Below are 19,653 nucleotides of genomic sequence, written 5' to 3' on the forward strand. Positions count from 1 at the left end.
TGCGAGACTTGCGGTCGTGAGTGCGAACGAGAGCCCCGCGGGCCAGCCCCAGCCCCAGCCGCAGCCGACAGCCACGTACGACTCGGCCTTCATGAAGGCGTGCAGGCGCGAGCCCGTGCCGCACACGCCGGTGTGGTTCATGCGGCAGGCCGGGCGCTCCCTGCCCGAGTACCGCAAGGTGCGTGAGGGCATCCCCATGCTGGAGTCCTGCGTGCGGCCCGAGCTGGTCACCGAGATCACGCTCCAGCCGGTCCGGCGGCACAACGTGGACGCGGCGATCTACTACAGCGACATCGTCGTCCCGCTCAAGGCCATCGGCATCGACCTCGACATCAAGCCCGGCGTCGGCCCGGTCGTCGAGAAGCCGATCCGCACCCGCGCCGACCTGGCCCAGCTGCGCGACCTCACCCCCGAGGACGTCTCGTACGTCACCGAGGCGATCGGCCTGCTCACCCGCGAGCTCGGCACGACCCCGCTCATCGGTTTTGCCGGCGCGCCTTTCACCCTTGCGAGCTACCTCGTCGAGGGCGGCCCGTCCCGGACGTACGAGAACGCCAAGGCGATGATGTACGGCGACCCCGAGCTCTGGGCCGACCTGCTCGACCGCCTCGCGGAGATCACGTCCGCGTTCCTGAAGGTGCAGATCGAGGCGGGCGCCTCGGCGGTCCAGCTCTTCGACTCGTGGGCCGGCGCGCTCGCCCCGGTCGACTACCGCCGCTCGGTGCTGTCCGCCTCCGCCAAGGTCTTCGACGCCGTCGCCGGGTACGGAGTCCCGCGCATCCACTTCGGTGTCGGCACGGGCGAGCTGCTGCAGCTGATGGGCGAGGCCGGCGCGGACGTCGTGGGCGTCGACTGGCGTGTCCCGCTCGACGAGGCGGCCCGCCGGGTCGGCCCCGGCAAGGCGCTCCAGGGCAACCTCGACCCGACCGTCCTGTTCGCCTCCAAGGAGGCCGTCGAGGCCAAGACCCGCGAGGTCCTCGACTCCGCCGCGGGCCTGGAGGGCCACGTCTTCAACCTCGGCCACGGCGTCATGCCGTCCATCGACCCGGACGCGCTGACCCGGCTCGTGGAGTACGTCCACACGCAGACGGCCCGCTGACTCACCACGTGTGCCGGGGCCGCGCCCTCCTGCCGAACAGCAGGCCGCGCGGTTCCGGCGGCGGAGGCGTGCCCGGCTTGAGCGGCCACGCGAGCAGCATGCCGACGAGGAAGCCGACGACGTGCGCCGCGTACGCCACCGTCCCCGCGGTCGAGACGCCCTCGCCGGACGAGTACAGGGCCTGCAGCACGAACCAGAAGCCCAGCACCAGCCAGGCCGGCAGTCTCAGCGGCAGGAAGACCAGGAACGGCACGAGGACCCACACCCTGGCCTTCGGATACAGCACCAGATAGGCACCCAGGACCCCGGCGATGGCTCCGGACGCGCCGATCAGCGGGTCGGACGAGTCGGCGTTGACCAGCGCGAAGCCGTACGACGCCGCATAGCCGCAGACGACGTAGAACAGCGCGTACCTGATGTGCCCCATGCGGTCCTCGACGTTGTTGCCGAAGATCAGCAGGAAGAGCATGTTGCCGAGCAGGTGCAGCCAGCTGCCGTGCAGGAACATCGCGGTGAAGACGGACACGGCGGGCGACTTGTCGTAGCTCGGCGGGGCCACCACGCAGCCCGCTCCGTGCGCGCCCACTCCTGTGGCGCCCGTGGGGACCACCCGGGGCATCTGATGGTGGATCAACTCCCGCGGCACGGCCGCGTAGTGGTCCAGGAACGCCTGCAGGTGGCACAGCTGGGACAGGCTGCTGTCGCCCGCCACGGAACCGGCGAGGCCGGGCGTGGCCAGGAAGACGTACACGTTCGCGGCGATCAGTGCGTACGTCACCCAGGGGGTGCGGCGCACCGGGTTCACGTCATGGACGGGTATGACCACAAGGAATTAGTGCCCTCGGTGGGCGGGGCGAACCGGTGAACGCGGGTACGCGCGCGTGCGTATGTCTCGTCAACCGCCCGCGGCACGGGGAAGGCGGGTCGCGGGGACGACGTGAGGAACAGGCGATGAACGACCGAGTTACTCCTCCTATGCACGCCACGCCCGACGGGGAGGCGGAGATCTCCCTGGTGGTGAAGTTGCCGTGGGAGGACGTCGCCCGGCTCGGCCAGGAGGCCGGACGGCTGGCTTCGCAGATGCAGCGGCCGGTGACGCTGGACGAGGCGGTGAGTCACCGGTTGCGGTCCGTACGGAGTGCTGCGCATGCGAAGCCGGCGGGGGAGCAGCCGGCGGCGGTCTCGGCCGCCCCTGCCATGACCTCCACCGCCTCGGTGTCGTCGTTGCCGCCGCGGCCTCCGGCGGAGCAGGCGCGGCAGGCGATCGAGCGGATCAACGGCTCCGCGTAGCTTCCCTGCGGGGTGCGCCGTAGGGGCGCGGGTGCGTTGCGGGCTGCGGGTGCGTTGTGGCTTGTCGCGCAGTTCCCCGCGCCCCTTTACCGGCACTTCACCGCCCGCCCGCTACGAGGCGCCCTTTTTCACCGCCGCCGTCGCCTTGCGGGCCGCCACCAGTACCGGGTCCCAGACCGGGCTGAACGGGGGTGCGTAGCCCAGGTCCAGGGACGTCATCTGTTCCACCGTCATACGGGCCGTGAGGGCCACTGCCGCGATGTCCACGCGCTTGGCCGCGCCCTCCCTGCCGACGATCTGTACGCCCAGCAGGCGGCCCGTCCGTCGCTCGGCGAGCATCTTCACCGTCATTGGGGAGGCGCTCGGGTAGTAGCCCGCTCGGCTCGTCGACTCGATGGTCACCGTCTCGTACTGCAGTCCGGCCCTGCGGGCGTCCTTCTCGCGCAGGCCCGTGCGGGCGATCTCCAGGTCGCAGACCTTGGAGACCGCGGTGCCCACGACTCCCGGGAAGGTGGCGTAGCCGCCGCCGACGTTGGTGCCGATGACCTGGCCGTGCTTGTTGGCGTGGGTGCCGAGGGCGATGTGGCGCTCCTGGCCGGAGACCAGGTCGAGGACCTCGACGCAGTCGCCGCCGGCCCAGATGTTCTCGTGTCCCCGAACCCGCATGGACAGGTCGGTGAGCAGGCCGCCGTGGGTGCCCAGGGGGAGTCCGGCCGCCTTGGCCAGTGCCGTCTCCGGGCGTACGCCGATGCCCAGGACCACCACGTCCGCCGGGTACTCGGCGTTCTCCGTGGCCACCGCCCGCACCCGGCCGTCCTCGCCGGTGTGCACCTTGGTCACCTCGGCGTTGTCGACCATGGTGATGCCCATGCCCTCCATGGCCTCGTGCACCAGGCGGCCCATGTCGGGGTCGAGCGTGGACATCGGCTCGCTGCCGCGGTTGACGACCGTCACCTCGTAGCCGCGGTTGATGAGCGCCTCGGCCATCTCCACCCCGATGTAGCCCGCCCCGACGACCACGGCGCGACGGCCACGCGTGCGCGTGAGCGAGTCGATGAGGGCCTGACCGTCGTCCAGCGTCTGGACACCGTGCACACCGGGAGCGTCCGCGCCCGGCATGTCCGGGCGGATCGGGCGGGCGCCGGTCGCGATCACGAGTTTGTCGTACGACGTCCAGGACTCGGCGCCGGAATCGACGTCACGCGCGCGTACCCGGCCGCCCGCCACGTCGATCTCCGTGACCTCCGTCCGCATGCGCAGGTCGATGTCCCGCGCGCGGTGCTCCTCGGGCGTACGGGCGATCAGCTCGTCCCGTTCGTCGACGTCGCCGCCCACCCAGTACGGGATGCCGCACGCCGAGTACGACGTGAAGTGACCGCGCTCGAACGCCACGATCTCCAGCTCCTCGGGGCCCTTCAGCCGGCGTGCCTGCGACGCCGCGGACATCCCCGCGGCGTCGCCGCCGATCACGACCAGTCGTTCCTTCGCAGCGCTCATGTCCATGCGAACACGCTACGGGGGCAGGGCATTTCAGGCCGGTGCCGCTGCCTGTCAGTCCTCGTCGTTCTCGCGTGTGCTCGGGGCCTGCGGTGCAGGACGGGCCGTCGGCAGCGGGCCCAGCGCGCTCGTGGCGGGTGCGGTGGCCGGGCGGTGCGGCAGCCGGGGCCGGACCAGCCGCAGCCAGGCCAGTACGAGCAGGGCCGCCACCGCGGCGAACGGCAGCACCGCGCCGAACGCCACCGCGAGCCAGCGCAGCATCGTCACGAACGCGTCCCAGCCGCCGGCCAGCGCGTCCACGAACCCGGGATTGTCGTCCTTCGCCGCCGCCTTCACCGGGGTCTCCGAAAGGGACAGGGTGATCGTCGCGAGGCTCGTGCGGTCCTTCAGGGACGCCTGCTGGGCGAGCAGCGCCTCCAGGTCGGCCTCCCGGCCGCTCAACTCGCCCTCCAGCTCGACGACGTCGCTGAGCTTGGTGGCCTTGTCCATCAGCTCCCGGACCCGGGCCACGCTGGCCCGCTGCGACTTGATGCGGCTGTCCACGTCGACGACCTGGTCGGTGACGTCCTCGGCCTTCGCGGTGCGGTCGAGCAGCTTGCCCGCGCCCTGGAGGTCGGTGAGGACCTCGTCGTACTTGTCGACCGGCACGCGCAGGACGACGCGGGTGCGCTCACGGCCCTTCTCGTCCCGGCTGGTGGTCTCGTTGCCGACATAGCCGCCCGCGTTCTCGGTGGTCGTGCGGGCCTCGTCCAGGGCCTTCGGCACGTCCTTGACCTGCACGGTCAGCGAGGCGGTGCGGATGATGCTGCTCGCGGTGAGCTTGGGCGTCCGGGTCGCCCGGGCGCCGCTCGCGTTCCTCTCGCCGCCCGGAGCGGCTGCCTTCCCGTCGCTCTGGACGGCCTTGTCGGCGGCGCTGCTGCCTCCGGAATCGGAACTGCTCCCGCTGCATCCGGTGAGTCCGAGTGCCGCGGCGAGCAGGATCCCGGCCAGGGCCCGGACAGGGTGTACGGGACGTCGTGCGTGCATGTGGGTGTCCCCCCGAGGGTGGTGACGACTGACGCTCCTTCGACGCCCGGACGGGCCGGGACGTTGGGCCCGGACGATCCCGATGCGGTCACGGTCAGGACTCGTGAAGGACACCGGGACGCGGACGCACTGTCAGTGGGGTCTGAGAGGCTTGGGGACATGCGCGAAGTGGAGAGTCGTACGGGCACCGGGCGGGTCGTCGTCATCGGAGCCGGAATCGCCGGACTGGCCGCCGCCCACCGGCTGTTGCAGCGCGGTGCGCGGGTGACCGTGCTGGAGGCGTCGGACCGCGTCGGCGGCAAGCTGCTGCCCGGTGAGATCGCGGGCGCGCGCGTGGACTTCGGCGCCGAGTCGATGCTGGCCCGCAGACCGGAAGCGGTCGCCCTCGCGCGCGAGGTGGGCCTCGACGACCGGCTGCAGCCGCCGGCCACCGCGACGGCCTCGATCTGGACCCGCGGCGCCCTGCGCCCCATGCCCAAGGGCCACGTCATGGGCGTCCCCGGCACCGCCGCCGCCCTGACCGGCGTCCTGTCCGACGAGGGCCTGGCCCGTATCGAGCGCGACGCCGACCTGCCGCGCACGGAGGTCGGCGACGACGTGGCGGTCGGGGAGTATGTGGCGGCCCGCCTGGGCCGCGAGGTCGTCGACCGTCTCGTGGAACCCCTGCTCGGTGGCGTGTACGCGGGCGACGCGTACCGCATCTCGATGCGCTCGGCGGTCCCGCAGCTCTACCAGGTCGCGAAGACGCACGACTCGCTCACGGAGGGGGTCCGCGAGATCCAGGCCAGGATGGCCGCGGCCCAGCAGACCGGACCGGTCTTCATGGGCATCCAGGGCGGCGTGGGCAGCCTCCCGCTCGCGGTCGCGGAGTCGGTGCGGGCGCGCGGCGGCGAGATCCTCACTCAGGCACCGGTGTCGGAGCTGCGCCGCGAGGCACCCGGCGGCTGGCGTGTCGTCGCCGGTGACCGCGTGCTGCACGCGGACGCCGTCATCGTGGCCGTCCCCGCTCCCGCGGCCGCCCGCCTCCTGCGCCCCGAGGCACCGGAGGCCGCCACGGAGCTCGACGCCGTCGAGTACGCGTCCATGGCCCTGGTCACCCTCGCCTACCGCCGCACCGACACCGCCCTCCCCGAGGGCAGCGGCTTCCTTGTGCCGCCGGTCGACGGGCGCACCATCAAGGCGTCGACGTTCGCCTCGCAGAAGTGGGGCTGGATCGCCGAGGAGAACCCGGACACGGTCGTCCTGCGCACCTCGGTGGGCCGGTACGGCGAGACCGAGATCCTCCAGCGCGACGACGCCGGCCTGGTGGACGTCTCCCGTCACGACCTGCGCGAGGCCACCGGACTGGACTCCACGCCCCTCGAAACCCGCGTCACCCGCTGGACCGACGGCCTGCCCCAGTACCCCGTCGGCCACCACGCGCGCGTGGCCCGCATCCGCGAGCACGTCGCCAAGCTGCCGGGCCTCGCCGTGTGCGGCGCGCAGTACGACGGCGTCGGCATCCCGGCCTGCATCGCGAGCGCGTACGCGGCCGTGGACCAGATCGGCGGCGACCTGAGCGGTGTGGAGGAGCTCACCGCCAACCCGGTGCAGAGCCTGCACGGCGGAGCGGGAGAATAGCCGCATGAGTGACGACGCCCCCACCACCGCCCCCGAGAACACCGCCCCCGAGCGGATCCCGAACAAGGGCAAGCTGGCCAAGGACCTCAACGAGGTCATCCGCTACACCCTGTGGTCCGTCTTCAAGCTGAAGGACGTGCTGCCCGAGGACCGCGCGGGCTACGCCGACGAGGTCCAGGAGCTGTTCGACCAGCTCGCCGCCAAGGACGTGACCATCCGCGGCACGTACGACCTGTCGGGCCTGCGCGCCGACGCCGACCTCATGATCTGGTGGCACGCGGAGACCAGCGACCAGCTGCAGGAGGCGTACAACCTCTTCCGCCGCACCAAGCTGGGCCGCGCGCTGGAGCCGGTCTGGTCGAACATGGCGCTGCACCGCCCCGCCGAGTTCAACCGCTCGCACATCCCCGCGTTCCTCGCCGACGAGACGCCGCGCAACTACGTCAGCGTCTACCCCTTCGTGCGCTCCTACGACTGGTACCTGCTGCCCGACGAGGACCGTCGCCGTATGCTCGCCGACCACGGCAAGATGGCCCGCGGCTTCCCGGACGTGCGCGCCAACACGGTCGCCTCGTTCTCCCTCGGCGACTACGAGTGGCTCCTGGCCTTCGAGGCCGACGAGCTCTACCGCATCGTCGACCTCATGCGCCACCTGCGCGCCTCGGAGGCCCGCATGCACGTCCGCGAGGAGGTCCCGTTCTACACGGGTCGCCGCAAGGACATCGCGGAGCTCATCGCTGGCCTGGCGTAGTCAGCGCCTAACCAGGTCAGATGACGTCCGCTGCGGTTCAGCCGCGCCCCTGAAGGGGCGCGGGGCTGTGTCGATATGCGGCTACCGCCGCGTGGGCGCGACCAGCCACGACGACGCCGCAGACAAAAGACGACCCATCGCGGCACAGCCAGCGGAGCGCTCAGTGCCGGGCGGTCTTCCCCTTCAGCGACTCCTTCATGGGCGCCGGGTGGGAGCGGCCGCTCGGTGCGGCCGGGTTCGGCTCCGCGTGCGGGGCGCAGGACGCCCGCTGCACCGGCAGCCGGCCCTCCAGCAGGTACGCGTCCAGGTAGCCGTTGACGCACCGGTTCGGGCCGCCCGCGATGCCGTGCGTGCCGGCCTCCCGCTCGGTCACCAGGACCGAGCCGCTCAGCCGCCGGTGCAACTCCAGGGCGCCGTCGTACGGCGTCGCCGCGTCCCGCTCGGCGGCCAGGATCAGTGTCGGCGGCAGCTCACCCGGCCCGGTCTGTACGTCGAGGGGCTGCTGCTGGGGCGCCGGCCAGTAGGCGCATGGCAGGTTCATCCACGCGTTGTCCCAGGTCTCGAACGGCGCCACACGCGCGAGTTGCGTGTTGTCCTCGTCCCAGACCTTCCAGTCAGTCGGCCAGGGCGCGTCATTGCACTCGACGGCCGTGTACACCGCGTTGGTGTTCTCCGCCTCGGCCGCCGTCTCCGTGGCCGGCGCGGCCTGCTCGACCAGCGGCTTCACATCGCCCTTGAGATACGCCGACAGCGCCTTCGCGCGGGTCGCCCAGTAGTCGTCGTAGTACCCGGCCGACAGGAACGCCGCCTGCAGTTCCGCCGGCCCCACCTTGCCGCCCGCCGGCTTCGCCGCGAGCCGCGCGACGGCCTTCTCGTAGCTGGCCTGCACCGCGTCGGCCGTCTTTCCCAGCCCGTACACGTCGTCGTGCCGGGCGATCCACTCCCGGAAGTCGGCCCAGCGCCTCTCGAACGCGGCCGACTGGTCGAGGTTGTTGCGGTACCAGATCTGCTCGGGAGCCGGGTTCACCGCCGAGTCGAACACCATCCGCCGCACGTGCGAGGGGAACAGCGTCGCGTACAGCGCCCCGAAGTAGGTGCCGTACGACGCGCCCATGAACGTCAGCTGCCGCTCGCCCAGCGCCGCCCGCACGACGTCCAGGTCACGGGCGTTGTTGAGCGAGTTGAAGCTGTGGAGCCCGCTGCCCGACCGCTTGGCGCAGCCCTGCGCGTAGGCCTTCGCCTGCGCGATGCGCTCCTGCTTGTACGACTCCGAGGGGTAGGTCGGTGCCTGCGAGGGCGCCTTGAAGAAGAGCTTGGGCTCCTCGCAGGACAGGGGCGAGGACTTTCCGACGCCGCGCGGTTGGTAGCCGACCAGGTCGTAGGCCGCCGCGAGGCGCTTCCACTCCGGGAGCAGGCCGACGAGCGGGAAGTAGAGACCGTCGCCGCCGGGCCCGCCGGGGTTGTAGACCAGGGCGCCCTGCCGGGGCACCCGGCGCTTGCTGTTCTGGGGGTCCTTGTGCGTGGCCGGCACCCGGCTGACGGTCAGCTTGATCTGCTTGCCGCGGGGATGCGCGTAGTCGAGCGGGACGGACACCGTGCCGCACTCCATGGTGCCCGGCGTGTCCTGCGCGTCGGCGCACTTCCCGAACTCGATGCCGGCCGCCCGGGCACGCGCGGCGGCCACCGCCGTGCCGTGCAGCTCGGCCCCGTCCGGGGCGACGGGTGCGCTGCCGGCCGGGGCGGCCGCGAGGGCCGTCAGGAGCAAGGATCCGGCGGCCGAGTAGAGGGCGGCAGCTCTCATGACGTATCCCTTCGGAGCATGGCAGCGACAAAAGGGATGTTTCGTTCGGTGCATGCAGAAGGCAAGCACCGCCCCGGCGGTGTCGGCCTCAATGCCCCCTATGCGCCCCTGGCGTGCGGTTCGCGCCAGGACTGGTCGCGGTGCGCGAAGGCCGCGCGCAGGTCCGGTTCGCCGATCGCGCGGACGCCTCGTACGGCGACGGTGGTGAGGTACGTACGGTCGTCACCGTACGAGGCGCGCCGGGTCAGGGCGCCCAGCAGCCGCTGCCCGGCCGGGGAGGCCCAGCGCGAGTACGGATGGGCCTCGACCCGGGTGATGGCCAGACAGCTCAGCGTCAGCGCGAGCGGCAGGGCGAACCACAGGGCGACCAGGCCGCGCGGCATGTCCGGCTGGGCGGGCACCAGCAGTGCGATCGCGCCCAGCACGAGCACGGCCACCGCGGCGCGCTGCACCTGGCGCACTCCGGCCGCGACGGTGGTCCGGGTGCCGGCGGGCACGGCCAGGCCCGCGTCCACGAGCCGGTCGGCGAGTCCGGCGACCGCGTCCGCGCTGGCCGCCGCGGCCCGGACCGGGGCGATGCGGCTCTGTCCCTCGGGCCCGATGGCCCCTATGACGGACCGCTCCATGTCGTCCCGGCCGCGTGGGTCGACGACCGTCGCCCAGCCCGTGTGGGCGAGCAGCAGCCGCCGCTGCCGGGCCATGGAGACCATGGTCAGATCGGCGACCCGGCCGGGCCCGCCGGACAGGAACGCGGCCTCGTAGAGCGTCAGATCATGACGCCGGACATTCGCTCCGGCGTCTGCGTCACCGACCGCCGCACGCACGGCGGCCAGGCACAACCGCGTGCACGCGGTGCCGGCGGCGGCCCAGGCCAGCAGCAGGAGAAGCACCCAGAACATGCCGCGTTTCTATGCCAGATGCTCGGTGGAACGCCATGCCCTGTTCACAATCCGGACGGAGCGTTGTCGGTACGTGACGTTCCGCTTGGGGTGCAGGTGGGGGGGGCTACGGCTGTTGTGGCGGCGGGCTGGAGGCGGCCGGCGGGAGCGTGTAGGTCGGGGAGTACGACGGCTCGACCGGGACGGCGGGGCCCGGGTCCGTGGGCGAGCCGGCCGGCGCAGGAGTGCTCGCGGAGGCCATGTCCCGGGCGAGCGCGTCCCAGTCGACGTAGCCCGTGGCCTCCAGGACCTTGATGTGGTCCAGCACGGTCGTGTTCGCGTCGTCGGCGAGCGCGCGCACCAGCGAGTTGCGGGTGCTCGCGCGGACCTGGGCGACGACCGAGAACACCTTGCCGTGCGCCAACCGCAGGATGTTGGCGAACTTGCTGTCGTAGTCCGTGCCCTGCGCCGCGTTCAGGGTCGCCAGCCACTGCTTCTGCTGGTCGCTGGGCTGGTTGGGGAGCGGGAGCCCGAGCTTGGCCGCCACGTCCCGTACCCGCTGGTCGAGGAAGGTGTGCCCCTCGACGAGGTGCTGCCCCGCGGTCCGTACGGCCTGGGTGGTGCCCTTCTGCTCGGCCTGCTGCCCGGCGGGCAGCTCCCACAGGCCGGCCAGCCGGACCCTTGTGACGAAGTCGCGGTCGAGAGCGGACAGCGGCCCGTACTGCGTCGACACGGTCTCGGCGTTCAGCACGCTGACACCGGTCCCGGTCCCGGACCGGTCGGCGTACGACCAGATCGGGAAGATCAGCGCTGCCAGGGTGGCCGTCAGGCCGACGATGATGACCCCGGTGCCGCTGAATATGCCTCGGCCGGTAACGGGTGTTCGCGGTCGCATGGTGCCTCCTACGGCACCGCATATTACTGCGGGGTTCAACAGCCCCGGAAAACGCAGCCCCCGGTCCAGTCAGCGGTGCAGCAGCACCCGCCGAGCCGCCCTGGCCATGCGTACGGTCGGCCGCTGCGACCGCGGCACGGGCCCCGACCGTTCCAGCCACCACTCCCTGAGCTCCCGCCGGACCCGGCCCTCCTCGAGACGCCCGGCGAGCAGCAGCTGCCCGGCGAAGTCCAGGGCGTCCCGGCGGTAGCCGCCGGTCATCGGGTGACGGTGGGCGTACGCGAGGAAGGCGGGCCGGTAGGCGTCCCCGAGGATCTCCGGCAGCTCGGGCGCGACCTTCGCGACGACATCCGCCCGCTTCCCGGCGAGCGCCCGTGCCTGCACCCCCAGCCGTACGCGGTCGAACCCCTCCGGCACCGGCGTCCCGGCGACGAGCGCGGACAGCAGGGCGGCCTGCGCGAGCCCGAGGCGCTGGCGGGCGGGGTCGGTGACAGGGGCGAGGGTGCCCACGACCGCCACCGCCTCTCCGTCCATGGCTGCGGCCGTCTCTTCCCGTATCGCACGCTCCTTCTCCCCCCTTTCCACGGCTCCCCGAATCGCCTCCAACTCCCCCTCCAGCACGGCAGGTTCGGGAAAGTTCTGGTCCCTCTCCAGCAGCACCCCCGGCGGCGAGACGCGCGAGGCCAGGTCGGTCAGGATGTCGAGGACCGGCTTCGGCACCGGGTGGGCGTGGCTGTCGTGCCAGACGCCGTCGCGTTCGAAGCCGCCCGCGACGTGGACGTATGCGATGGCCTCCAGGGGGAGTTCGGCGAGCGCCTTGGCCGGGTCCTCCCCGCGGTTGACGTGGTTGGTGTGCAGGTTGGCCACGTCGATGAGGAGCCGTACGCCCGTCCGGTCGGCGAGCTCGTACAGGAACTGCCCCTCGGTCATCTCCTCGCCCGGCCAGGAGATCAGCGCGGCGATGTTCTCGACGGCGAGCGGCACGGGCAGAGCGTCCTGCGCGATGCGGACGTTCTCGCAGAGCACGTCGAGGGCGTCGCGGGTGCGCGGCACGGGCAGCAGGTGCCCGGCCTCCAGGAGAGGGGACGCGGTCAGCGGGCCGCCGGCCCGTACGAATGCGATGTGCTCGGTGACCAGCGGCGCGCCCAGCGCCTCGGCGCGCTCGGCGAGTGCGGTGAGCCGGCTCTCGTCGGGCCGGTCGGCGCCGCCGAGGCCGAGCGAGACGCCGTGCGGGATCACGGTCACCCCACGGGCGCGCAGCCGCTGCAGCGACTCGGGGAGGTGCCCGGGGCACACGTTCTCGGCCACGGCCTCGACCCAGTCGATTCCCGGCATGCGCTCCACGGCGTCGGCGATCTCCGGTCGCCACCCGATGCCCGTTCCCAGTCGCTCCATGGTCCGTCCCCTCCTCGGCGTTCATCCGGTCCGCCCTGCCGGTCGTCTCCTTCGACGTCGTCTTTCTCGGACGTGACGGGGGTATGGCCCCGGCGGCCGGAGGCGAACCCGACCCCGTGCACCTTCAGAGGAAGATTTGAGGTTGGGCCCGCCCCGGCCCGCTCACTCCAGTACGCCCGCCGAGTCCTGCGGATCCGGCCGGTTCGTGTTGACCGTGCCCGGCGCGCCCGGCGACGGCCGGGAGGTCGTGCTGACGTCACCGGTGGCCCCGGCGGCCGGTGCCGAGGGCGCCACCTGGCCGGGTACCGGCGCCGACGGGCCGGTCGGGCTGGCGGTGGTGCCGGCCACCGCGTCGTTGGCGATGGCGTCGAAGTCGACCCGGCCGGTCTTCTCCAGCACCGTGATGTGGTCGAGCACCGTCTGGTTGGCGTCCGAGGCCAGCTGCCGTACGAGCGTGTTGCGGGTGGAGTTCCGGACGGTGCCGATGGCCGGGAAGATCTTGCCGTGCGCGGCGCGCAGCAGGTTCACGAACTTGTACTCGTACTCCGTGCCCGTCGCCGCGCTCATCTCCTGCAACCAGCCCTGCTGCTGCTCGTTCGGCTGGTTCGGCAGTTCGACGCCGAGCCGGGCCGCAACGATCCGGACCCGCTTGTCGAGGTCGGTGTGGCCGACGATGAGGTGGTCGCCCGCCTCCTTGATCGCCTGGCTGGGCGCGCGCTCGATCGCCTGCTGCCCGGCGGGCAGCTCCCACAGGCCGGCCAGTCGCACCCGCACGATCAGATCGCGGTCGGCGGCGGTCAGCGGACCCCACTGGGTGTTCACGGTCCCCGCCGCGACGTTCGCCTGGCCGGTGCCCGACCGGTCGGCGTACGACCACACGGGGAACGCGAGTGCGCCGAGGGTGGCGACGAGGGCCGCGACGAGCAGGGCCGTACCGTTGATCCGCATGCCAGGAGGTACGCGCGGGACGCCCCCGTTGTTCAAACAACAGGTAAAGAACCAAAGGGCTGGTAAAGCCGTACGTCCAACGCGCACGTCCTCGGGTCAGCGCAGCGCCGGATGATCGGCCACCACCGTGCAGGAGCCGGGCGCGATCTCCGTGAAGCCCGCGTCACGCACCAACGGCAGCCCGCTGGAGGTCAGTTCACCCCAGCGTCCCGGATCGGCGCTCCGTACGGCGAGCGGGAAGCCCGCGTCCCGCCAGGCCGCGCGTTCCTTGTCCGACAGCTCCCACCAGGCCAGTTGGGCGCCGTGCCCCGCCTGCGCCATCGCCTTCCCGGCGGACATGTCGAGGTCGGGGTTCAGCCAGAGCACGGGTACGGCGGGATCCGCCTGGGCGGGCGGCTCCGGGTCGTCGAGATCGGTACCGGACACCTGCAACTTGGCCAGCTCCTTGGGCCACCCGTCCAGAGGTACGGGCGGAAACACCCGTACCTCCGCCGACTTGCCGCTCACCGTGATCCCGGGCAGCGCCTCGGCCCGCCGCCACTCGGCGCCGCGGGCGCGCCGCACCACCTTCCGGATCCGGGCGTCCTGCCAGTCCCGCATGACCTGGGCCCATTCCCCGTCCCCGTGGGACCGCTCGTCACTGAGCATCACCAGCACGGCCCGGGCAGCGGTCTCCAGTGCGTCGGTGCGGGCGGGCGGGGCCGCCTTCTCGATGTGCACGACGAGAGGCAGCACGAACTGCGGTGCCTGATCGCGCTCGGTGGGCTCGGACCGGAAAGGGCTGTCGCTGGGGGACGTCACATCGTGGCTCACACCAGCCAACCTTAAGGGGGCGCCGGACAACGCCACTTTGCGAAGATGCCTCCATGCAACGTGATCTTCGGCTCGACAACGTCGGCCGCCGCTACGGCATCCGCGGCCCCTGGGTCTTACGCGGCGTCCACCTTGCAGTGACGCCGGGCACGCTGACCCGCGTCGAAGGACCGAACGGCACCGGCAAGTCCACCCTCCTCCGCCTCCTGGCCGGCCTGGACGCCCCCACCGAGGGCCGCATCACCGGCCGCCCCCGCACGGCCTACGTCCCCGAACGCTTCCCGTCGGCCCTCCCCTTCACCCCGCACGGCTACCTCACCCACCTCGGCACCATCCACGGCCTCTCCCCCCGCACCGCGACCCGCGCCGCGGGCGAGTGGCTGGACCGCTTCGGCGCATCCGCCTACGCCCGCACCCCCATGGCGGAGCTGTCGAAGGGCAGCAGCCAGAAGGTCGCCGTCGCACAGGCCCTGCTCGCCGAGCCGGAACTGCTCGTCCTCGACGAGGCCTGGACCGGCCTGGACGCCGCCGCCCGCACCGAGCTGGAGCAGGCCGTCGCCGAGCGCACCGCCGCCGGCGGCGCCGTGGTCTTCGTCGACCACGACCCGCGCCGCCTCGCGGGGGCGCCCGACACCACGTACACCGTGCGCGACGGCGCCCTCGAACGCCGTACGCGCGAGAGCACCGCACCGGCCGACGGCCCGCAGGTCGTGGTCGAGGTGCAGGGCCCGCAGGGCGGGCAGCCGCCCACCGACGCACTGGGCGCACTCGTCTCGGCCGAGGAGGCCGCGCCGGGCACCTACCGCCTCACCGTGCCCGCATCCCACTCGGACGTCGTGCTGCGCACCCTGCTGACGGCCCGCCCGCCGTGGCACGTGGTCAGCGTGCACCCCCTCGACACCCGCCTCGACAAGGACAGCCGCCGATGACCGCCCTCCTCCGCTACCAGGCCGCCCTTCTCGTGCGCTCGCAGCGCTGGCTGCCGCCGGTCATCCTGTACGCGGCGTTCCTCGGCATCGGTGTGCAGAGCGGGCAGCCGATCCTCGACTCGCTGGGTTACACGGCCGCCGCCCTGCTGCCCGTCGCCGCCTGGCTGGTACGGATCTGCGTCACCGTCGAGCCGCCCGCGGCACGCGCGTGCGTGGCCGCGGCCTCCGGGCCGGGGCGGGCGCATCTGGCCCGGCTGCTGGTGGCCCTGATCGCGGCGGCGGCGCTCGGCACGGCCGCGACCCTGGTGGTGGCCCTGATCAGCGCCCCGACGGGCACGGACAACCGCACCCGGATCGCTCTGCTCCCGGCCGCCGCGTCCGGACTCCTCGCCGCGCTGGCCTGCGCCCTGCTCGGCACGGCGGTCGGCGCGCTCACCAACTGGCCGGTGCTGCGCTCGCCCGGCCGGGCGGTCCCGGCGATGCTGCTCACGGCGCTGCTGTCGGCGGTGGCGACGGGCTCGCCGGCGCAGGCCGCGGTCAGCGGTCTGGTCGCCGGCTCGCAGTCGGGCAGGGTCCCCGTACCCCTGGTGCCGCTGGCCGCGGCCGCCGTCCTCGCGGCAGCGGCGATCGCAGCGGCCTGCGCCCTCACGTCCCGGCGCTCACCCTGAGCAGGCGCTCCGCTGGAATCGCGGTAATGAGCCTGCGGGCCGGTGGGGGCTGGTCGCGCCCTGCGGCGGAGCCGCTGATGTCAGAGCCCCGCGCCCCTTATGGGGCGCTCACTGCCGCGCCCTCGTGGCCCCGATCAGCTGGGACACCTTCACGAACCGGTAGCCCTTCTTGCGCAGTTCGGGCACGATCTGTCGGACCGCCCGCTCGGTCGCCGGGGCGGCGCTGCGCGTGCAGTGCATGACGACGACCGACCCCGGCCGCACCCCCTCCAGCACCTGCTGGGCCACGGCGTCCGCGTCCGTGGCGAAGGCGTCCCCGCTCACCACGTCCCACTGCACGGCGGTGACACCGGTCGCGGCCAGCGCCCTCAGGGCCTGCCGGTCGTAACACCCGCCCGGGAAGCGGAAGTACGGCATCGCGTCCTCCACCCCGGCCCTGCGGAACGCGGCGTACGCCCGCTCCACGTCCGATCGCATCCGGTCCCCGGAGACGGTCGGCAGGCCGTAGCAGTCCCCGGTGAAGGAGTAGTGGCTGTAGGAGTGATTGGCGACCTCGAAGAGCGGGTCCCGCCCGATGGACCGCGCCTGCACGGGGTACTCGTCCGCCCACCGCCCGGTCATGAACACGGTCGCCGGCACCTTCAGCGCCCGCAGCGTCGCGATCAGCTCCGGATTGTCGAACCGCTCGCCGGCCGCAGCCCGCGCCCCCTGATCGGCGGTCATGTCGGCATCGAAGGTGAGCGCGACCGTCCTGCCCTGGGTGCGCGGGCCGTTCTTGAAGACGGGGGTGAGACCGGCGGGGCCCGGCGCGAGGGTCGGAGGCCGGGACGGGACGGCAGAGGTCGCGGAGGGGGCCGGGCGAGCGGCATGGGGCGCGTCGGGGGCGCCACAGGCGGTGAGCGCGGCGCCGAGTGCACAGGCGGCCGCTGCATGGCGTACGCATACATGGCGCACTGGCACATGTCGTACGCGAACTCGACTGATCATCCTATGAACATAACGGGATGAATCGGGCGAATCGCGTATCGCCGCACCGGTCGCCGGTCAGCCCCCGGCGGTCAGCGCCCGTAGCGGCCGGTCAGGGTGCCGGAGGCCGCGGTGTGGCCGGTAAGGGCGCGCTTGACGTCGTCGGCCGTGGCGTCGGCGGACAGGGTGAGGGCCTTGTCGGCGGCGTAGACCGAGAAGACGTAGTGGTGGGGCCTGCCCCTGGGCGGGCAGGGGCCGCCGTACGCGTTCTTCTTGAAGCCGTTGCGGCCCTGTGTGGCGCCCTTGGGTACCTGTCCGGCGGCCCAGTGGGTGTCGTGCGGGTCGATTCCCCACATCAGCCAGTGCACGAACGTGCCGCGCGGCGCGTCCGGGTCCTCGACCAGCACGACCAGTTCGGCGGCGGTGTCCGGTACGCCGGACACGTCCAGCGGCGGCGAGACGTCCTCGCCGTCGCAGGTGTAGCGGCGGGGGACGGTGCCGCCGTCGGAGAAGGCGCTGCTCGTCACCGTGATCCGCCGCGCGGCGCTGGGCGCGGGGACGGACGTGCCACCGCCGTCGTCCCCACACCCCGAAGCGAGCCCCACCGCCGCCGCGGCGGCGAGGATCACGAGCCTGCGGTGCATGTACGAAACGCTAGTCGCGCCCCTGCGCCCCCGCTACCTGCGCCAGGGTCCGGTCACCGCGAACGTCGTGCCGGGCGTGTAGCAGTTGACGAACATCGTGCGCCCGTCGGGGGAGAAGGTGACACCTGCGAACTCGCCCCATTCCGGGGCGTCGGGGGCGCCGCCCGCCGCGGCAGCGGCTGATGTGATCGCCTGCCGGCCCCGTGCCATCGCGTACACCTCGCCCTGTCTCGTCACGCCGAAGACGTGCTGGGCGCCGTTGCCGTCCTCGCAGACCATCAGGCCGCCGCCGGCGGCGAGGCAGATGTTGTCGGGGGACTCGCCGGGGAGCTGGACGTCGGAGTCCGGGCCGAAGACGATCACGAGGGTCAGGCGGCGCGCCGAGGGGTCGTAGCGCCAGATCTGGCCGTAGTGGTCGGCAGCCGAGCCCTCGGCGCTGTGCGCGAAGGACGACACGAAGTACACGCACCGCCCGCCCCAGTAGCAGCCCTCCAGCTTCTGCGCGTGCGTGATGCCCTTCGGGCCGAAGTCCTGGAGCCGGACAGGGGTTTGGGCGGCGAGCGGGTCCGGTACGTCGACCCATTCGATGCCGTCGAAGGTGGCGCCCGGGTCCTGGACCGGGGACAGGTCGGGTACGCCGGGCACGCGCATCGCCTGCAGCCGGCCGCCCGCGCGCAGTGAACCGACGCCGCCCAGCGGCTTGTTGGGGAGGAAGCGGTAGAAGAGGCCGAAGGGCTCGAGGAACGCGTCCTCGGTCTCGTAGACGATTCCGCGCTTCGGGTCGATCGCGACGGCCTCGTGCTGGAAGCGGCCCATCGCGGTCAGCGGGACGGCGCCCGTGTGGTGCGGGTCTGCCGGGTCGACCTCGAAGATGAAGCCGTGGTCCTTGGTGTAGCCGTTGGTGCCGGCCTTGTCCTCGGTCTCCTCGCAGGTCAGCCAGGTGCGCCAAGGGGTGGGCCCGCCCGCGCAGTTGACGGCCGTACCGGCGATGGCGACGCGCTCGTCCAGCACCGTGTTGTTGCGGGCGTCCAGCGTCAGGGCCGTACAACCGCCCTTGCCCGCCGGGTCGTAGGTGAGACCGGCGACGGTGGGGACGGGGAACTTCGCGGTGGGGCGGTTCTCGTGGTTGCGGACCAGGTGTACGAGGCGAGCGCTGCTGCCCCCGGCCGGCAGTGCGGTCATGCCGTCGTGGTTGGAGGGCACCGGGCCTTCGCCGGAGCGGAGTTGGTCGCCCTCGCGGGAGAGGACCTGGTAGCGGAAGCCCTCCGGGAGGTCGAGCAGGCCGTTCGGGTCGGGGACCAGGGGGCCGTAGCCGGTGCGGCCCAGGTCCTGGGCGGCGGCTGTTCCCGCGAACAGTTCGGAGAGGGCCCCGGTGAAAGCGATGCCCGCTCCCAGGGCACCGGTGCGGGCGAGGATCTGACGTCGTGTTGCAGACATAGAAGGGTGCAACCTTCCTGTTGGCGGACAGGAACTGTGACGCCGCTGTGTCTATCACCCGTCGCCCGGTGCGGGAACCACGCGCGTAGCACGTGTCACTTCTCGATCTGGTGGTCCTGCTGGGGCGCCGGCGACTGGTGCGGCTGGTGCTCCTGCGCCCTCTCCAGGAACCGCAGCAGCTCCACGGGGAACGGGAGTACGAGCGTCGAGTTCTTCTCGGCGGCCACCGCGACCACCGTCTGCAGCAGCCGCAGCTGGAGTGCGGCGGGCTGCTCGGACATCTGCTTGGCGGCCTCGGCCAGCTTCTTGGAGGCCTGGAGTTCGGCGTCCGCGTTGATGATCCGGGCCCGCCGCTCCCGGTCGGCCTCCGCCTGCCGGGCCATGGAGCGCTTCATCGCGTCCGGCAGGGACACGTCCTTGATCTCGACCCGGTCGACCTGCACGCCCCAGCCGACGGCCGGGCTGTCGATCATCAGCTCCAGGCCCTCGTTGAGCTTCTCGCGGTTGGAGAGCAGGTCGTCCAGCTCGCTCTTGCCGATGATCGACCGCAGAGACGTCTGCGCCATCTGGGAGACCGCGAACTTGTAGTCCTCGACCTTGATGAGCGCGTTTGCCGCGTCGACCACCCTGAAGTAGACGACGGCGTCCACGCGCACCGTCACGTTGTCCCGGGTGATGCCCTCCTGGGCCGGCACCGGCATCGTGACGATCTGCATGTTCACCTTGTTGATCCGGTCCACGAACGGGACGATCATCGTGAAGCCGGGCTCCCGTACGGCACCGGCGACCCGCCCGAGCCGGAAGATCACCCCGCGCTCGTACTGCTTGACGACCTTCGCCGCCGCGGCGAGGTAGACGAGCCCTGCGGAACCGGCCACCACGGCCGCCGTCACTAGCTCAGGGAGCATGACGACCCCCTCTGTCAGAGGCGCCTTATGTCTGCTCCTGTAACGATATGCCCGGTGGCTGGTCCCGGGCCACGACGGACCCGGGACC

19 protein-coding genes are annotated in these 19,653 nt (G+C 72.3%); 6 read left to right on the forward strand and 13 right to left on the reverse strand.

Annotated features, from left to right (window positions below):
• Positions 1-16 precede the first annotated feature (16 nt).
• The gene (hemE, locus tag ACFY10_RS09555) at positions 17-1,099 is read left to right on the forward strand and encodes a uroporphyrinogen decarboxylase (protein ID WP_390664487.1); all 1,083 of its coding nucleotides are present in this window, start codon (positions 17-19) and stop codon (positions 1,097-1,099) included.
• A gap of 1 nt (position 1,100) precedes the next feature.
• Here hemE and ACFY10_RS09560 read toward each other — a convergent pair whose 3' ends face one another.
• On the reverse strand, positions 1,101-1,925 hold the full coding sequence (locus ACFY10_RS09560) for a rhomboid family intramembrane serine protease (RefSeq protein ID WP_390664488.1): 825 nt from the start codon (positions 1,923-1,925) through the stop codon (positions 1,101-1,103).
• A gap of 125 nt (positions 1,926-2,050) precedes the next feature.
• On the opposite strand from ACFY10_RS09560, the gene ACFY10_RS09565 reads away from it, so the two are divergent.
• Positions 2,051-2,389: a hypothetical protein gene (locus ACFY10_RS09565; protein ID WP_390664489.1), complete on the forward strand. Its 339-nt coding sequence runs from the start codon at positions 2,051-2,053 to the stop codon at positions 2,387-2,389.
• Between the two features lie 111 nt (positions 2,390-2,500).
• On the opposite strand, the gene ACFY10_RS09570 is transcribed toward ACFY10_RS09565, so the two are convergent.
• Both ACFY10_RS09570 and ACFY10_RS09575 read right to left on the reverse strand, forming a co-directional pair.
• The gene (locus tag ACFY10_RS09570; protein ID WP_390664490.1) at positions 2,501-3,892 is read right to left on the reverse strand and encodes an FAD-dependent oxidoreductase; all 1,392 of its coding nucleotides are present in this window, start codon (positions 3,890-3,892) and stop codon (positions 2,501-2,503) included.
• Between the two features lie 48 nt (positions 3,893-3,940).
• Entirely contained in the window at positions 3,941-4,912 is a 972-nt protein-coding gene (locus ACFY10_RS09575) for a DUF4349 domain-containing protein (RefSeq protein WP_390664491.1), read from the reverse strand.
• Between the two features lie 159 nt (positions 4,913-5,071).
• On the opposite strand from ACFY10_RS09575, the gene hemG reads away from it, so the two are divergent.
• Both hemG and hemQ read left to right on the forward strand, forming a co-directional pair.
• Positions 5,072-6,532 (forward strand): protoporphyrinogen oxidase, encoded by a 1,461-nt coding sequence (gene hemG / locus ACFY10_RS09580; RefSeq protein WP_390664492.1) that lies wholly within the window; start codon positions 5,072-5,074, stop codon positions 6,530-6,532.
• Between the two features lie 4 nt (positions 6,533-6,536).
• Entirely contained in the window at positions 6,537-7,283 is a 747-nt protein-coding gene (hemQ, locus tag ACFY10_RS09585) for a hydrogen peroxide-dependent heme synthase (RefSeq protein ID WP_390664493.1), read from the forward strand.
• Positions 7,284-7,443: 160 nt separating this feature from the next.
• On the opposite strand, the gene ACFY10_RS09590 is transcribed toward hemQ, so the two are convergent.
• From ACFY10_RS09590 to ACFY10_RS09615, 6 genes are all read right to left on the reverse strand, one after another.
• Positions 7,444-9,084, reverse strand: a complete 1,641-nt coding sequence (locus ACFY10_RS09590; RefSeq protein ID WP_390664494.1) for an alpha/beta hydrolase — start codon at positions 9,082-9,084, stop codon at positions 7,444-7,446.
• Between the two features lie 98 nt (positions 9,085-9,182).
• Positions 9,183-9,983, reverse strand: a complete 801-nt coding sequence (locus ACFY10_RS09595) for a TIGR04222 domain-containing membrane protein (protein ID WP_390664495.1) — start codon at positions 9,981-9,983, stop codon at positions 9,183-9,185.
• A 106-nt stretch (positions 9,984-10,089) separates the two neighbouring features.
• Entirely contained in the window at positions 10,090-10,857 is a 768-nt protein-coding gene (locus ACFY10_RS09600) for a DUF4142 domain-containing protein (RefSeq protein WP_390664496.1), read from the reverse strand.
• Between the two features lie 69 nt (positions 10,858-10,926).
• Positions 10,927-12,252, reverse strand: coding sequence for a DUF692 domain-containing protein (locus tag ACFY10_RS09605; protein WP_390664497.1), 1,326 nt, complete (start codon positions 12,250-12,252; stop codon positions 10,927-10,929).
• Positions 12,253-12,414: 162 nt separating this feature from the next.
• Positions 12,415-13,200 (reverse strand): DUF4142 domain-containing protein, encoded by a 786-nt coding sequence (locus ACFY10_RS09610; RefSeq protein ID WP_390664498.1) that lies wholly within the window; start codon positions 13,198-13,200, stop codon positions 12,415-12,417.
• A 96-nt stretch (positions 13,201-13,296) separates the two neighbouring features.
• Positions 13,297-14,013, reverse strand: a complete 717-nt coding sequence (locus ACFY10_RS09615; RefSeq protein ID WP_390664499.1) for an aminoacyl-tRNA hydrolase — start codon at positions 14,011-14,013, stop codon at positions 13,297-13,299.
• A gap of 53 nt (positions 14,014-14,066) precedes the next feature.
• Between ACFY10_RS09615 and ACFY10_RS09620 the strand changes: the two genes are divergently transcribed.
• Both ACFY10_RS09620 and ACFY10_RS09625 read left to right on the forward strand, forming a co-directional pair.
• Entirely contained in the window at positions 14,067-14,942 is an 876-nt protein-coding gene (locus ACFY10_RS09620; protein WP_390664500.1) for an ATP-binding cassette domain-containing protein, read from the forward strand.
• Positions 14,939-15,610 (forward strand): ABC transporter, encoded by a 672-nt coding sequence (locus ACFY10_RS09625; protein ID WP_390664501.1) that lies wholly within the window; start codon positions 14,939-14,941, stop codon positions 15,608-15,610. Before ACFY10_RS09620 ends, ACFY10_RS09625 begins: the two co-directional genes overlap by 4 nt.
• Positions 15,611-15,718: 108 nt before the next feature.
• On the opposite strand, the gene ACFY10_RS09630 is transcribed toward ACFY10_RS09625, so the two are convergent.
• The 4 genes from ACFY10_RS09630 to ACFY10_RS09645 all read right to left on the reverse strand — a co-directional run bounded on the left by ACFY10_RS09630 (position 15,719) and on the right by ACFY10_RS09645 (position 19,565).
• Complete coding sequence (locus tag ACFY10_RS09630) at positions 15,719-16,597, reverse strand: polysaccharide deacetylase family protein (protein WP_390664502.1); 879 nt, start codon at positions 16,595-16,597, stop codon at positions 15,719-15,721.
• A 71-nt stretch (positions 16,598-16,668) separates the two neighbouring features.
• Positions 16,669-17,220: a YbhB/YbcL family Raf kinase inhibitor-like protein gene (locus tag ACFY10_RS09635; RefSeq protein ID WP_390664503.1), complete on the reverse strand. Its 552-nt coding sequence runs from the start codon at positions 17,218-17,220 to the stop codon at positions 16,669-16,671.
• A gap of 33 nt (positions 17,221-17,253) precedes the next feature.
• Positions 17,254-18,657 carry an alkaline phosphatase PhoX gene (locus tag ACFY10_RS09640; protein ID WP_390664504.1) on the reverse strand — a complete coding sequence of 468 codons (1,404 nt, stop codon included), beginning with the start codon at positions 18,655-18,657 and terminating at the stop codon, positions 17,254-17,256.
• A gap of 95 nt (positions 18,658-18,752) precedes the next feature.
• Positions 18,753-19,565: a slipin family protein gene (locus ACFY10_RS09645; RefSeq protein WP_390664505.1), complete on the reverse strand. Its 813-nt coding sequence runs from the start codon at positions 19,563-19,565 to the stop codon at positions 18,753-18,755.
• Between the last annotated feature and the right edge of the window lie 88 nt (positions 19,566-19,653).

It is taken from the genome of Streptomyces sp. NPDC001401, assembly GCF_042895385.1.
Lineage (GTDB): Bacteria > Actinomycetota > Actinomycetes > Streptomycetales > Streptomycetaceae > Streptomyces.

Excerpts from the sequence above, each read along its gene's own strand:
- ACFY10_RS09565 (WP_390664489.1), top strand. The coding sequence starts at position 2,051 with ATGAACGACCGAGTTACTCCTCCTATGCACGCCACGCCCGACGGGGAG.
- ACFY10_RS09570 (WP_390664490.1), bottom strand. The coding sequence starts at position 3,892 with ATGGACATGAGCGCTGCGAAGGAACGACTGGTCGTGATCGGCGGCGAC.
- ACFY10_RS09575 (WP_390664491.1), bottom strand. The coding sequence starts at position 4,912 with ATGCACGCACGACGTCCCGTACACCCTGTCCGGGCCCTGGCCGGGATC.
- hemG (WP_390664492.1), top strand. The coding sequence starts at position 5,072 with ATGCGCGAAGTGGAGAGTCGTACGGGCACCGGGCGGGTCGTCGTCATC.
- hemQ (WP_390664493.1), top strand. The coding sequence starts at position 6,537 with ATGAGTGACGACGCCCCCACCACCGCCCCCGAGAACACCGCCCCCGAG.
- ACFY10_RS09590 (WP_390664494.1), bottom strand. The coding sequence starts at position 9,084 with ATGAGAGCTGCCGCCCTCTACTCGGCCGCCGGATCCTTGCTCCTGACG.
- ACFY10_RS09595 (WP_390664495.1), bottom strand. The coding sequence starts at position 9,983 with ATGTTCTGGGTGCTTCTCCTGCTGCTGGCCTGGGCCGCCGCCGGCACC.
- ACFY10_RS09600 (WP_390664496.1), bottom strand. The coding sequence starts at position 10,857 with ATGCGACCGCGAACACCCGTTACCGGCCGAGGCATATTCAGCGGCACC.
- ACFY10_RS09605 (WP_390664497.1), bottom strand. The coding sequence starts at position 12,252 with ATGGAGCGACTGGGAACGGGCATCGGGTGGCGACCGGAGATCGCCGAC.
- ACFY10_RS09610 (WP_390664498.1), bottom strand. The coding sequence starts at position 13,200 with ATGCGGATCAACGGTACGGCCCTGCTCGTCGCGGCCCTCGTCGCCACC.
- ACFY10_RS09620 (WP_390664500.1), top strand. The coding sequence starts at position 14,067 with ATGCAACGTGATCTTCGGCTCGACAACGTCGGCCGCCGCTACGGCATC.
- ACFY10_RS09625 (WP_390664501.1), top strand. The coding sequence starts at position 14,939 with ATGACCGCCCTCCTCCGCTACCAGGCCGCCCTTCTCGTGCGCTCGCAG.
- ACFY10_RS09630 (WP_390664502.1), bottom strand. The coding sequence starts at position 16,597 with ATGATCAGTCGAGTTCGCGTACGACATGTGCCAGTGCGCCATGTATGC.
- ACFY10_RS09635 (WP_390664503.1), bottom strand. The coding sequence starts at position 17,220 with ATGCACCGCAGGCTCGTGATCCTCGCCGCCGCGGCGGCGGTGGGGCTC.
- ACFY10_RS09640 (WP_390664504.1), bottom strand. The coding sequence starts at position 18,657 with ATGTCTGCAACACGACGTCAGATCCTCGCCCGCACCGGTGCCCTGGGA.
- ACFY10_RS09645 (WP_390664505.1), bottom strand. The coding sequence starts at position 19,565 with ATGCTCCCTGAGCTAGTGACGGCGGCCGTGGTGGCCGGTTCCGCAGGG.